The sequence below is a fragment of the Xanthomonas graminis pv. graminis genome (genome assembly GCF_030168915.1).
GTDB classification, from domain to species: Bacteria; Pseudomonadota; Gammaproteobacteria; order Xanthomonadales; family Xanthomonadaceae; genus Xanthomonas_A; species Xanthomonas_A translucens.
Window position 1 is genome coordinate 1,544,941 of record NZ_CP076255.1, and the last position, 12,549, is coordinate 1,557,489.

General features: G+C 69.1%; 13 protein-coding genes. 12 read left to right on the forward strand and 1 reads right to left on the reverse strand.

Going from position 1 to position 12,549, the window contains the following annotated elements; all coding sequences use genetic code 11:
• Positions 1-214 precede the first annotated feature (214 nt).
• The 6 genes from lepA (at position 215) to recO (ending at position 5,890) form a co-directional block, all read left to right on the forward strand.
• A complete protein-coding gene (gene lepA / locus KHF85_RS06700) occupies positions 215-2,005 on the forward strand; it encodes a translation elongation factor 4 (protein WP_003479232.1) in 1,791 nt (596 codons plus the stop codon).
• Positions 2,006-2,099: 94 nt separating this feature from the next.
• The gene (lepB, locus tag KHF85_RS06705) at positions 2,100-2,900 is read left to right on the forward strand and encodes a signal peptidase I (protein WP_009583229.1); all 801 of its coding nucleotides are present in this window, start codon (positions 2,100-2,102) and stop codon (positions 2,898-2,900) included.
• Positions 2,901-2,923: 23 nt separating this feature from the next.
• Complete coding sequence (locus KHF85_RS06710; protein ID WP_284568982.1) at positions 2,924-3,301, forward strand: DUF4845 domain-containing protein; 378 nt, start codon at positions 2,924-2,926, stop codon at positions 3,299-3,301.
• Positions 3,291-3,971: a ribonuclease III gene (gene rnc, locus KHF85_RS06715; protein WP_009583233.1), complete on the forward strand. Its 681-nt coding sequence runs from the start codon at positions 3,291-3,293 to the stop codon at positions 3,969-3,971. Before KHF85_RS06710 ends, rnc begins: the two co-directional genes overlap by 11 nt.
• Positions 3,968-4,870: a GTPase Era gene (gene era, locus KHF85_RS06720; RefSeq protein ID WP_009583235.1), complete on the forward strand. Its 903-nt coding sequence runs from the start codon at positions 3,968-3,970 to the stop codon at positions 4,868-4,870. Before rnc ends, era begins: the two co-directional genes overlap by 4 nt.
• A gap of 210 nt (positions 4,871-5,080) precedes the next feature.
• A complete protein-coding gene (gene recO / locus KHF85_RS06725) occupies positions 5,081-5,890 on the forward strand; it encodes a DNA repair protein RecO (RefSeq protein WP_284568983.1) in 810 nt (269 codons plus the stop codon).
• A 145-nt stretch (positions 5,891-6,035) separates the two neighbouring features.
• Here recO and KHF85_RS06730 read toward each other — a convergent pair whose 3' ends face one another.
• Positions 6,036-6,752: a response regulator transcription factor gene (locus KHF85_RS06730; RefSeq protein WP_409975869.1), complete on the reverse strand. Its 717-nt coding sequence runs from the start codon at positions 6,750-6,752 to the stop codon at positions 6,036-6,038.
• A 278-nt stretch (positions 6,753-7,030) separates the two neighbouring features.
• On the opposite strand from KHF85_RS06730, the gene rlmD reads away from it, so the two are divergent.
• The 6 genes from rlmD to KHF85_RS06760 all read left to right on the forward strand — a co-directional run bounded on the left by rlmD (position 7,031) and on the right by KHF85_RS06760 (position 12,507).
• Positions 7,031-8,362 carry a 23S rRNA (uracil(1939)-C(5))-methyltransferase RlmD gene (gene rlmD, locus KHF85_RS06735; protein WP_284568984.1) on the forward strand — a complete coding sequence of 444 codons (1,332 nt, stop codon included), beginning with the start codon at positions 7,031-7,033 and terminating at the stop codon, positions 8,360-8,362.
• Positions 8,363-8,703: 341 nt separating this feature from the next.
• Positions 8,704-9,198 carry a CYTH domain-containing protein gene (locus KHF85_RS06740; protein ID WP_284568985.1) on the forward strand — a complete coding sequence of 165 codons (495 nt, stop codon included), beginning with the start codon at positions 8,704-8,706 and terminating at the stop codon, positions 9,196-9,198.
• A gap of 97 nt (positions 9,199-9,295) precedes the next feature.
• A complete protein-coding gene (locus tag KHF85_RS06745) occupies positions 9,296-9,973 on the forward strand; it encodes a DsbA family oxidoreductase (protein WP_284568986.1) in 678 nt (225 codons plus the stop codon).
• 151 nt (positions 9,974-10,124) lie between these two features.
• Positions 10,125-11,132 carry a beta-N-acetylhexosaminidase gene (nagZ, locus tag KHF85_RS06750; RefSeq protein WP_284568987.1) on the forward strand — a complete coding sequence of 336 codons (1,008 nt, stop codon included), beginning with the start codon at positions 10,125-10,127 and terminating at the stop codon, positions 11,130-11,132.
• Entirely contained in the window at positions 11,132-11,686 is a 555-nt protein-coding gene (locus KHF85_RS06755) for a hypoxanthine-guanine phosphoribosyltransferase (protein WP_003479260.1), read from the forward strand. The genes nagZ and KHF85_RS06755 overlap by 1 nt, the downstream gene beginning before the upstream one ends.
• Positions 11,687-11,760: 74 nt before the next feature.
• Positions 11,761-12,507 carry an S-methyl-5'-thioinosine phosphorylase gene (locus KHF85_RS06760; RefSeq protein ID WP_409976666.1) on the forward strand — a complete coding sequence of 249 codons (747 nt, stop codon included), beginning with the start codon at positions 11,761-11,763 and terminating at the stop codon, positions 12,505-12,507.
• Positions 12,508-12,549: the final 42 nt, after the last annotated feature.

Consider the following 12,549-nt stretch of genomic DNA (forward strand, 5'->3'; position numbering starts at 1 on the left):
CCGCGCCAGCGTCGCAATGCCGATGACCGCCAGCGAACTCCGGTTCGCTGGCGGTCATTGATTTTATTGAAGTTTGCTCTTCGGCACGGTGCTCGCGCAGCCGCCAGCGCCTGCGTGCCGCCGCCGGGGCGCCTGGCTCCCTCCGGCCATGCGATAATGGCCCGTTATCCTGACGACGGTCCTGGCCGCCGCCCACCTCATGTCCTCTGATTCGATGCGGAACATCCGCAATTTCTCCATCATCGCCCACGTCGACCATGGCAAATCGACCCTGGCCGATCGCATCATCCAGCTCTGTGGCGGCCTGCAGGCGCGCGAGATGGAAGCGCAGGTGCTCGACTCCAACCCGATCGAGCGTGAGCGCGGCATCACCATCAAGGCCCAGTCCGTGTCCTTGCCGTACACGGCCAAGGACGGGCAGGTCTACCAGCTGAACTTCATCGACACCCCCGGCCACGTGGACTTCTCCTACGAAGTCAGCCGCTCGCTGGCCGCCTGCGAGGGCGCGCTGCTGGTGGTGGACGCCGCGCAAGGCGTGGAAGCGCAGTCGGTGGCCAATTGCTACACCGCGGTGGAGCAGGGCCTGGAAGTGGTGCCGGTGCTCAACAAGATCGACCTGCCCACCGCCGACATCGCCCGCGCCAAGGCCGAGATCGAGGCGGTGATCGGCATCGACGCCGAAGACGCGGTGGCGGTCAGCGCCAAGACCGGCTTCAACGTGGACCTGGTGCTGGAGGCGATCGTGCACCGCATCCCGCCGCCGAAGCCGCGCGACACCGACAAGCTGCAGGCGCTGATCATCGACTCGTGGTTCGACAACTACCTGGGCGTGGTCTCGCTGGTGCGGGTGATGCAGGGCGAGATCAAGCCGGGCAGCAAGATCCTGGTGATGTCCACCGGCCGCACCCACCTGGTCGACAAGGTCGGGGTGTTCACCCCCAAGCGCAAGGAACTGACCGCGCTGGGCGCCGGCGAAGTGGGCTGGATCAACGCCTCGATCAAGGACGTGCACGGCGCGCCGGTCGGCGACACCCTGACCCTGGCTGCCGACCCGGCGCCGCATGCGCTGCCCGGTTTCCAGGAAATGCAGCCGCGCGTGTTCGCCGGCCTGTTCCCGGTCGATGCCGAGGACTACCCGGACCTGCGCGAGGCGCTGGACAAGCTGCGCCTCAACGATGCGGCGCTGCGCTTCGAGCCGGAAAGCTCCGAGGCGATGGGCTTCGGCTTCCGCTGCGGCTTCCTCGGCATGCTGCACATGGAGATCGTGCAGGAGCGGCTGGAGCGCGAGTACGACCTCAACCTGATCTCGACCGCGCCGACCGTGGTCTACGAGGTGCTCAAGACCGACGGCAGCGTGATCCCGATGGACAACCCGTCCAAGCTGCCGCCGCTGAACAACGTGGAAGAGATCCGCGAGCCGATCATCCGCGCCAACATCCTGACCCCGCCGGACTACGTCGGCAACATCATCACCCTGTGCGAGGAAAAGCGCGGCAGCCAGATCGGCATCAACTACCTGGGCAGCCAGGTGCAGATCAGCTACGAGCTGCCGATGGCCGAAGTGGTGCTGGATTTCTTCGACAAGCTCAAGTCGGTGTCGCGCGGTTACGCCTCGCTGGACTACCACTTCCTGCGCTTCGACGCCGGCCCGTTCGTGCGCGTGGACACGCTGATCAACGGCGACAAGGTCGATGCGCTGTCGATCATCGTGCACCGCAGCCATGCCGACCGGCGCGGCCGCGAGCTGTGCGAGAAGATGAAGGATCTGATCCCGCGGCAGATGTTCGACGTGGCGATCCAGGCCGCGGTCGGCTCGCAGATCATCTCGCGCAGCACGGTCAAGGCGATGCGCAAGAACGTGCTGGCCAAATGTTATGGTGGCGACGTGTCGCGCAAGAAGAAACTTCTGGAAAAACAGAAGGAAGGCAAGAAGCGCATGAAGCAGGTCGGCCGCGTGGAGATCCCGCAGGAAGCCTTCCTGGCCGTGCTGCAGATGGATAAGTAGCTGGGAGTGGCGAACAGGGAATGGGAAGAGCGGGCGCTCTTGCCTTTCCGATTCCCCATGGCCGATTCCCGATTCCCATTCCGAAGGAACAAGAATGAAATGGTTTGAAATCGCGCTGGTGGTCCTGACTTTCGCCACCGGCATCGTCTGGTTGCTGGACAAGCTGTTCTTCGCCAAGCGCCGCGCCGCGCGCGCCGGTCTGCTGGATACCGAGCCGGTGCTCGTCGATTACTCGCGGGCGTTCTTCCCGGTGCTGGCGGTGGTGCTGATCCTGCGCAGTTTCATCGCCGAGCCGTACAAGATTCCGTCCAGCTCGATGATGCCGAACCTGCTGGTCGGCGATTTCATCCTGGTCAACAAGTTCGCTTACGGCTTCCGCCTGCCGATCACCAACCAGAAGGTGATCCCGACCAGCGAGCCCAAGCGCGGCGACGTGGTGGTGTTCAAGCCGCCGCACAAGCCCGACGAAAACTGGATCAAGCGCGTCATCGGCCTGCCCGGCGACCGCATCGGCTTCCACGGCGATACCCTGTACATCAACGGCACGCCGATGAAGTACCAGGTCCGCGGCGAGTACGTCGGCAAGGGCAAGGGCGCGGAGATGACCGGTTCCACGCTGCTCACCGAATACCTGCCGGGCCGCACCCACACCGAACTGGAGTGGCTGGACCGCAACAATCCGGCCGGCCAGGGCGATTGGGTGGTGCCGCCGGGCCAGTATTTCGTGATGGGCGACAATCGCGACAATAGCGAGGACAGCCGCTTCTGGACCCAGACCCACTTCCTGCCCGAGGAGAATCTGCGCGGCAAGGCGTTCCTGGTCTGGCTCAATTGCGAAGGCTGGTTCTGCAGCGGCAGTTTCGATCCCTCGCGGATCGGGACCGGTATCCAGTGATGTCCGGCGTAAGGGGAAGCGCGATGAAGCACAAGCAAAGTGGCATGACCTTGACCTCGTTCGTGATCGTGCTGGCGGTGGTCGGGTTCTTCGCCTACATCGGCATGAAGCTGTTCCCCATGTACATGGAGTACTACGCGGTGCGTTCGGCGATGAAGGGCCTGGCCGCCGAACCGGGCAGCGCCGACATGGATCCGACGCAGGCCAAGACGCTGCTGTTCCGCCGCCTGGACATCAACAACTCGGACAACGTGAAGCCGGACGACGTCAAGTTCGAGCGCATGGATTCGGGCTGGAAGATGCATGTGGCCTACGAAGTGCGCAAGCCGCTGGTCGCCAACCTGGACGTGGTCGGCAAGTTCGACATCACCCAGGACCTGACGACGCGCGGTGGCCAGTAAAACGATCCTGCGCGGCGACCGCATCGGTCACCGCTTCGCCGACCCACAGCTGCTGGCGCAGGCGCTGACCCATCGCAGCGCCGGTGCGCCCCACAACGAGCGGCTGGAATTCCTCGGCGACAGCATTGTCAACCAGCTGATCGCCGAGGCGCTGTACCGGCGCTGGCCCAAGGCCGACGAAGGCGCGCTGACCCGCGCCCGCGCCGAACTGGTGCGCGAGGCCTCGCTGGCCACCATCGGCCGCCAGCTGGAACTGGGCGAGCGGCTGACCCTGGGGCCGGGCGAGATGAAGTCCGGCGGGCATCGCCGCGATTCGATCCTGGCCGACGCGGTCGAGGCGGTGGTCGCGGCGATCTACCTGGACGCCGGATTCGAGGCCTGCCGTGCAGTGATCCTGCCCTGGTTCGAGACGGCGCTGGCCGCATTGCCGGTGGGCAAGCCGGAGAAGGACGCCAAGACCCGCCTGCAGGAATGGCTGCAGGCCCGGCAGCGGACCCTGCCGAGCTACGAACTGACCAGCGAAACCGGCGACGAACACGCCAAGCTATTCCGGGTACGCTGCGTACTCGCCGAGCCTGCCCTCGTCACCGAGGGCGAGGGCACCTCGCGACGGCTGGCCGAACAACAGGCCGCCGCCGCCGCCATCGAGCAACTGGATTCGAGCAAGTGAACGAGCAAGCGTCTCCCTACCGCAGCGGCAGCGTGGCCGTGATCGGCCGCCCCAACGTGGGCAAGTCCACCCTGACCAACGCCCTGGTGGGCGCCAAGGTCAGCATCGTCTCCAACCGCCCGCAGACCACCCGGCACCGCTTGCTGGGCATCGCCAGCTTCCCGGAAGGGCAGTTGGTGCTGGTCGACACCCCCGGCCTGCACCGCGAGCAGAAGCGCGCGATGAACCGGGTCATGAACCGCGCCGCGCGCGGCTCGCTGGAAGGCGTGGACGCCGGCCTGCTGGTGATCGAGGCCGGGCGCTGGGACGACGAGGACACGCTGGCGTTCAAGGTGCTCAGCGATTCCGGCATCCCGGTGGTGCTGGTGGTGAACAAGGTCGACCGGCTCAAGGACAAGACCGCGCTGCTGCCGTTCCTGCAGCAGGTCAGCGAGGGCCGCAGCTTCGCCGCGGTGCACCCGATCTCCGCGCTCAAGCGCAAGGGCCTGGAAGCGCTGGTGCGCGACCTGCTGGCGCTGGTGCCGGAAGCCCCGGCGATGTTTGGCGAGGACGAGATCACCGACCGCAGCCAGCGCTTCCTGGCCGGCGAACTGGTGCGCGAGCAACTCATGCGCCAGCTCGGCGAAGAGCTGCCGTACGCGACCACGGTGGAGATCGAGCGCTTCGCCGAGGACGGCGCGCTGCTGCGCATCGGCGCGGTGATCTGGGTCGAACGCGAGGGCCAGAAGGCGATCGTGATCGGCAAGGGCGGCACCCGCCTGAAGGACATCGGCGCCAAGGCCCGGCAGCAGATGGAGCGCCTGTTCGGCGCCAAGGTGTTCCTGGAGACCTGGGTGCGCGTGCGCGAGGGCTGGTCGGACGACGAGGCGGCGCTGAAGGCGTTCGGGTACGGGGAGTAAGGTCGGGACTCGGGACTCGGGACTCGGGACTCGGGACTCGGGACTCGGGACTCGGGACTCGGGACTCGGGACTCGGGACTCGGGACTCGGGACGGGTCTCATGGGCCTTGAGTTTGGCCACAGGTTGGGTCGATCGATTGCGTGGCGCTTGAGTGGCGTCATCCGCTTCTGCCTTTACGAGTCCCGAGTCCCCAGTCCCGAGTCCCGGCCGTGATAGAACATGAACCCGCCTTCGTCCTGCACGCGCGCCCCTGGCGCGAGACCAGCTTGCTGGTCGAAGTGCTGAGCGCGCAGTACGGCCGGCTGGGCGTGCTGGCGCGGGGCGTGCAGGGGCCGAAGAAGCAGCCGCTGCGCGCCGCGCTGCAGCCGCTGCAGTCGATCCGCTTCAGCGCGCAGCGCCGTGGCGAGCTGGCCCAGCTGCGTGCGGCCGAGGCGGTGGACACGGCGCCGCGCCTGAGCGGCGACGGCATGCTCGCCGTCTTCTACATCAACGAACTGACCCTGCGCCTGGCGCCGCGCGACGATCCTGCGCCGGACCTGTACCTGGCCTACGCGCGGGTGCGCGCGCGGCTGGGCGCGGAGGCGCCGCTGGCGTGGACGCTGCGCTGTTTCGAGCGCGATCTGCTGGACGCGCTGGGTGTGGGGTTCGACCTGCGCCACGACGGCGACGGCGAGCCGATCGACCCGGCCGCGCGCTACGTGCTGGACGCCGAACACGGCCCGCGCCGCCTGCTCAGCGACCGCGGCCACGACCAGCGCAGCGGCATGGCCACCGGCCGCGCGCTGCTGGCGCTGGCCGCCGACGAGATGCCGGTGGCCGAAGACCTGCCCGGCCTGCGCCGCGGCATGCGCGTGGTGCTGATGCATCACCTCGGCGGGCGCGGCCTGAAGTCGTGGGAGATGCTGGAGGATCTGGCGCGGGCGGGCCGGGTTACGTCGGGACTCGGGACTCGGGACTCGGGACTCGGGACAGCAGGGCCGGGACTGGGGACCGGGGACCGGGGACCCGGAACGGCGTAGTCCGTGGACGGCGGCAGGCGGGAATAAGCGGATGGAACTCCGCGCGGCGCTCGCGTTTTTTGCCGCGACTCCGGCGCTGGATGGCGCACGGCAACGACATGCCGTGCTTTTCCGGGTCCCGAGTCCCGAGTCCCAAGTCCCGGCCTCAATGCAACAACGCCGCCACCGCTTCGCTGAACTGGCTGCGCGCCTGCGACGAGGCCGGGTCGCCCTGCAGCTGGCGCACCGCGCGCGCCAGCCGGGCGGCGCCGACGAAGCCGCAGCTGGCCTGCAGCCGGTGCAGGTGGTTACGCACCGCCTGTTCGTCGCTGAGCTGCAGCGCCGAGGCGACCGCGTCGCGGGTGCCGGGCAATTCGGCCAGGAACAGTTCGCGCAGCGCGATCAGGTGCGAGCGCTCGCCGTTGAGCGCGACCAGTGCGGTGGTCTCGTCCCAGTCCACCGCCGCCTCCACCGCGCCCGGCGCCGCGCCGACCCGGCCACGCGCCAGCAAGCGGCGCACCGCCTGCAGCAGGCGCTCGGGACTGAGCGGTTTCAGCAGCACTTCGGCGAAACCGGCGTCGAGCAGGTGCTCGCGGACGGTGCCGCTGGCGTCGGCCGTATGCGCCAGCGCCAGGGTGCCGGGGCGCTGCCGCTGCAGGCGCTGCAGCAGGTCGGCGCCGCTGCCGTCGGGCAGGTTGGCGTCGATCAGCCACAGGTCGTGTTCCTGGGCCTGCGCACTGGCAAGGGCGGAAGCGACGGTGTCGGCCAGATCGACCTGCGCGGGCAGGGATTGCAGCGTCACGTGCAAAAACGCGCGACTGATCGGGTCGTCCTCGACCAGCAAAAGTCGCGTCACAGGGTCCTGAGTCGATGCCATCCTTATGCCTCCATGCGGCCTGGGCGCATCTTAGCGGCTCCGCCGACGCGTCGCACCACTTTGCGCCGCCGCCGCCGCGTCCGCAAGCGGGCGTCGCGGGCCCGCCGCCGAGAGCCACTGGCCGGATCGGCGCAGGCCAGGGCAACCCCAAGCGTCGCGCCCGCGCGCTTGCGGGGCCGCGTGGCGCACGCGCCAGCGCACAGCACGGCCGCTCCCGGCGCATCGGCAGGCCCTGGCGCATCTGCGACAATGGCCGCCCTTTTCCGCCCGCAGCCTGCCGCCACGTGGCCCGATCCAGAAAACGCCTAGACCGCACCCCGTTCCAGACCGACATCGCCGACCTCAGCCACGACGGCCGCGGCGTCGCCCGCCCCGAGGGCGAGGGCGGCAAGGTCGCCTTCGTCGCCGGCGCGCTGCCGGGCGAGACGGTGCTCGCCGAACCCACCGCCCGCAACCGCCATTTCGACGAGGCGCGCACCCTGCAGGTACTGCAGGCCTCGCCGCAGCGGGTGCAGCCGCGCTGCCCGCACTTCGGCGTCTGCGCCGGCTGCGTGCTGCAGCATCTGGCCGAGGACCAGCAGATCCTGGCCAAGCAGCGGGTGCTGACCGAGAACCTGGAGCGGATCGGCCACGTGACCCCGCAGACGGTGCTGCCGGCGCTGTCCGGCGAACCTTGGGGCTACCGTCGCAAGGGCCGTTTCTCGGTGCGCCGGGTGGAGAAGAAGGACAAGACCCTGGTCGGCTTCCGCGAGCTCGACCCGCGCTTCGTCGCCGACCTGTCGGTGTGCCACACGGTGATCCCGCAGATCGGCTTCAAGGTGAGCGCGCTGGCCGAACTGGTCGAGGGTCTGGACGGCAAGCGCGATATCCCGCAGATCGAATTCATCGCCGGCGACGCCGCGGTGGCGCTGACCTTCCGCCACATGCAGCCGCTCAGCGCACACGACCAGGCGGCGCTGGTGGCGTTCGCGCAGGCCCACGACTTCGCCATCTTCCTGCAGCCCGGCGGCGTGGACAGCGTGCATCCGCTGTACCCGCAGGACGTGGCGCTGTCGTTCCGGCTGCCGCAGTGGGACGTGGAGCTGGCGTTCCGGCCGCTGGACTTCATCCAGGTCAACGCCTCGCTCAACCAGAAGATGATCGCGCACGCGCTGGCGCTGCTCGACGCGCAGCCCGGCGATCGCGTGCTCGACCTGTTCTGCGGGCTGGGCAATTTCACCCTGCCGCTGGCGCGCACGGTGCGCGAGGTGGTGGGCGTGGAAGGCGATGCGGGGCTGGTGGCGCGGGCGCGCGACAACGCCCAGCGCAACGGCCTGGACAACGCGCAGTTCTTCGCCGCCGACCTGACCCAGGACCAGCGCCAGGCGCCGTGGATGCAGCAGGGCTTCGACAAGCTGCTGCTCGACCCGCCGCGCTCCGGCGCGATCGAGGTGTTGCGGCAGCTGCCGTTGCACAGCTTCCAGCGCATCGTCTACGTCAGCTGCCACCCCGGCTCGCTGGCGCGCGACGCCGGCTACCTGGTCAACGAGCAGGGCTTCGTGCTGAAGGCCGCCGGCGCGATGGACATGTTTCCGCATACCGCGCATGTGGAGAGTATTGCGGTGTTTGAGCGGTGAGGCTCGGGACCGGGGACTCGGGACTCGGGACTCGGGGTTTTCGCAAGTTCGCTGCATTTGCGCTTGTGTGGGAGGGGCTTCAGCCCCGACGCCTTATCGATTACGCGTCGGCGCTGAAGCCCCTCCCACAGAAAAACAGCTTGGTCGGAACTGCAAATGCCGCTTTTCTTTCTTCAAAAACTAGCACTTTTCCATCGGATCGCTTGACAGCGATTTTCGCTCGGACACCATCCTGCGGTCCCCGGTCCCCGGTCCCCGGTCCCCGGTCCCCGGTCCCCGGTCCCCGGTCCCCGGTCCCCGGTCCCCGGTCCCCGGTCCCCGATATCAGAGCCCCCACCCTCATGCCCATCGAAATCGAACGCAAATTCCTCGTCACCGGCGACGGCTGGCGCGCCGCGGCGCATCGGGTGATCCCGATGGCGCAGGGCTATATCAACGATCAGGCGGCGGTGGACAGCGGCGCGCAGAAGGCCTCGGTGCGGGTCCGGCTGCAGGGCGAGGAAGCGTTCCTCAACCTGAAGTCGCGCGCGCTCGGTCACACTCGGCAGGAGTTCGAATATCCGCTGCCGCTGGACGATGCGCGCGCGCTGCTGGCGCTGTGCGTGGGCGGGCTGATCGACAAGCGCCGGCATCTGGTGCAGCACCAGGGCCATCTGTGGGAAGTGGACGAGTTCCTCGGCGACAACGCCGGGCTGGTGGTCGCCGAGATCGAGCTGGACAGCGCCGAGGAGGCCTTCGCCAAGCCCGACTGGATCGGCGCCGACGTCACCGACGATGCGCGCTACTACAACCTGGCGCTGGCCTCGCATCCGTTCTGCGGCTGGCCGCGCGTCTGAGCGCCGCAAACCGCACCGCCGCCACATGGCAGCGTTCGCGGCGATCTGCCGTATGCTTTTCCGAGTCCCGAGTCCCGAGTCCCGAGTCCCGATCCTCATGCGCCTCGACATCTGGTCCGACGTAGTCTGCCCCTGGTGCTGGATCGGCAAGCGCCGGTTGCAGCAGGGTATCGCCGCGCTCGGCGCGGATGCGCCGGCGCTGCAGATCCACTGGCATCCCTACCTGCTCGATCCCGACGCCGGCACCGAGCCGGTGCCGCTGCGCAAGGCCTATGAAGCCAAGTTCGGCGGCGCTGCGCGCACCGAGCAGATCCTGGCGCAGACCCAGGCCACCGCGCGCGCCGAGGGGCTGCCGTTCGACTTCGACCGCGGCCAGGTGCGGGTGACCACGCTGCCGGCGCACCGGCTGCTGTGGCTGGCCGCGCGCGAAGGCGATGCCGAGGCGGTGGCCGAGGCGCTGTTTCACGCGCATTTCGCCGAGGGGCGCAATCTGGCCGAAACGGACACGCTGCTCGCGGCCGGCGCCGCCGGTGGGCTGCCCGCGGCGCGGGTGCAGGCGCTGCTGGACGGCGACGAGGGCCTGGCCGAGATCCAGGCGCAGCTGCAGCAGGCGCAGGCGATGGGCATCCGTGCGGTGCCGACCTACCTCATCGACGGCCGCCACACGATCCAGGGCGCGCAGCCGCCGGAGGTGTTCGCCGCTGCCCTGCGCGGCCTGCTGCCGCCTGCGCCGGATGCGGCGCAGGACGGCGGCCCCGACGGCTGCGCGGTGTAGGCCGGTCACACCACCGCAACGTGGCGCAGCCACGGCGTGCCACCGGCACGCGCTGGCGGCGTATGGCGCCGCTGCGGCCTGTCGCCGGCCCCGGCATCTGCGACAATGCCGCCCAGGCGCGCTGAACAGCGCTGGCAGGAGAATCCCCCGCATGCTCGCGATCGGCGTCGCCGGTACCGAACTCACCGCCCAGGAACGCGACTGGCTGCAGCACGATGCCGTCGCCGGCGTGGTCCTGTTCAAGCGCAATTTCGCCTCCAAGGCGCAGCTGGTGGAGCTGACCGCGGCGATCCGCGCCGCGGCGCCGCGGCCGCAGCTGATCTGCGTGGATCAGGAAGGCGGCCGCGTGCAGCGCTTCCGCGAAGGCTATAGCGCCTTGCCGCCGCTGCACGGTTTCGGCGCGCTGTATGCGCGCGACCGCGATGCGGCGCTGGCGCTGGCCGAGCAGCACGCCTGGCTGATGGCCAGCGAGGTGCGCGCCAGCGGCGTGGACCTGAGCTTCGCACCTGTTGTGGACCTGGCGCGCGGCAACCGTGCGATCGGCGACCGCGCCTTCAGCGACGATCCGCAGGTGGTGGCCGCGTTCAGCGGCGCCTACGTGCGCGGCATGCACAGCGTCGGCATGGCCGCCACGCTCAAGCACTTTCCCGGCCACGGCACGGTGCTGGAAGACACCCACGTCGACAACGCCGAGGATCCGCGCCCGCTCGAGGTGCTGCGCCGGGAAGACTTGCTGCCGTTCGCCGCCGGCATCGCCGCCGGCGCCGATGCGGTGATGATGGCGCACGTGGTTTACCCGCAGGTGGCGCCGGAACCGGCCGGCTATTCGCCGCGCTGGATCCAGCAGATCCTGCGCCAGGAACTGGGCTTCCGCGGCGTTGTGTTCTCCGACGACATCGGCATGGCCGCCTCGTTCGCCGCCGGCGGGGTCGCCGCGCGCGTGTCCGCGCACCTGGACGCCGGCTGCGACGTGGTCCTGGTCTGCCATCCCGAACTGGTCGAAGACGCGCTGCAGGCCGTGCGCGAGCGCCCGCTCAATACCGCCGCGCTGCTCGGCCTGATCGGCCGCGGCGCCCTCGGCTGGGACGGCCTGCTCGCCGATGCCCGCTACGGCCATACCCAATCCCACCTGCTCGCAACCCTCGGAAAAACCGCCTGATGTCCACTCTCACCATCGCCCAGGCCCTGGCCCAGGCCGACCTGCTGGTCGATCGTCCGCACCTCGACCAGGCCATCGCGCGCATGGCCGACGCCATCGCCGCCGACTACCGCGGCGAGATCCCGGTCTACCTGACCATCATGCACGGCGCGCTGCCGTTCGCCGGGCAACTGGCGCTGGAACTGGGCGCGCGCGGGCAGGACCTGCAACTGGATTACCTGCACGCCACCCGCTACCGCGGCGAGACCGTCGGCGGCGAGCTGGTGTGGAAGCACCGTCCGGCCACCGCGCTGTACGGGCGCCGCGTGCTGCTGCTCGACGACATCCTCGACGAAGGCCTGACCCTGCTGGCCGTGCGCGAATGGTGCCTGGAGCAGGGCGCCACCGACGTGCGCATCGCGGCGATGACGGTCAAGCGCCACGACCGCCGCGTGGACGACGTCAACGCCGACTACGTGGGCGTGGACGTGCCCGACCGCTATGTGTTCGGCTTCGGCATGGACGTCAACGAAGGCCTGCGCAACCTGCCGGCGATCTACGCGATGAAGGAATAAGGCGCGGCGCCTTTTCCCATCGCGCGCCGGCCGTCGTGGCCGGCGCGTGCGCACGTTTCGATTCGAGGATCCGCATGGACAACATCGCACTGGCCGTCATCGGCGGCACCGGCGTCTACACACTCGCGCAGCTGGACGACGTGGAGACCCGCGAGGTCGACACCCGTTACGGCAGCCCGTCCGGCCCGATCCGGGTGGGCACGCTGCTCGGCCACCGGGTCGCGTTCCTGGCCCGCCATGGCGAAGGCCATTCGTTGCCGCCGCACAAGATCAATTACCGCGCAAACCTTGCGGCGCTGCAGCAAATCGGCGCCACCCGGGTGCTCGCGCTCAACACCGTCGGCGGCATCGGCGAGCGCTTCGGGCCGCGCGTGCTGGCCTGCCCGGACCAACTGATCGACTACACCTGGGGCCGCGTGTCCACGCTCAGCGAGGAGCCGGGCAGCGAGGTGCTGCACGTGGATTTCGGCCATCCGTATTCGCCGATGTTGCGCAGCAAGGTGCTGGCCGCCGCGCGCGTGACCGGTGCCGAGGTGGTCGATGGCGGTTGCTACGGCGCCACCCAGGGACCGCGTTTGGAAACGATTGCAGAGATCGCCCGGCTGCGTCGCGACGGCTGCGATCTGGTCGGCATGACCGGCATGCCGGAAGCGGGCCTGGCGCGCGAATTAGGCCTGGAATACGTGTGTTTGGCGATCGTGGCGAACTGGGCCGCGGGCTGCGGCGACGCCCAGGAAATCACCCTGGCCGAGGTGCTGGCGAACGTGCAGGCGGCGTCGGCGGGATTGCCGGAGCTGATCGGCGAACTGGCGCGCGGGTGATTGTCTTCGTTGCGCAAGCTTTGCATACTCCTCCGGTGCGGG

What these genes read in the sequence shown, in the direction of transcription:
- KHF85_RS06755 (WP_003479260.1), top strand. Translation starts at nt 11,132, where the DNA reads ATGTCCACTCTCACCATCGCCCAGGCCCTGGCCCAGGCCGACCTGCTG.
- lepB (WP_009583229.1), top strand. Translation starts at nt 2,100, where the DNA reads ATGAAATGGTTTGAAATCGCGCTGGTGGTCCTGACTTTCGCCACCGGC.
- KHF85_RS06740 (WP_284568985.1), top strand. Translation starts at nt 8,704, where the DNA reads ATGCCCATCGAAATCGAACGCAAATTCCTCGTCACCGGCGACGGCTGG.
- KHF85_RS06745 (WP_284568986.1), top strand. Translation starts at nt 9,296, where the DNA reads ATGCGCCTCGACATCTGGTCCGACGTAGTCTGCCCCTGGTGCTGGATC.
- nagZ (WP_284568987.1), top strand. Translation starts at nt 10,125, where the DNA reads ATGCTCGCGATCGGCGTCGCCGGTACCGAACTCACCGCCCAGGAACGC.
- KHF85_RS06760 (WP_409976666.1), top strand. Translation starts at nt 11,761, where the DNA reads ATGGACAACATCGCACTGGCCGTCATCGGCGGCACCGGCGTCTACACA.
- lepA (WP_003479232.1), top strand. Translation starts at nt 215, where the DNA reads ATGCGGAACATCCGCAATTTCTCCATCATCGCCCACGTCGACCATGGC.
- KHF85_RS06710 (WP_284568982.1), top strand. Translation starts at nt 2,924, where the DNA reads ATGAAGCACAAGCAAAGTGGCATGACCTTGACCTCGTTCGTGATCGTG.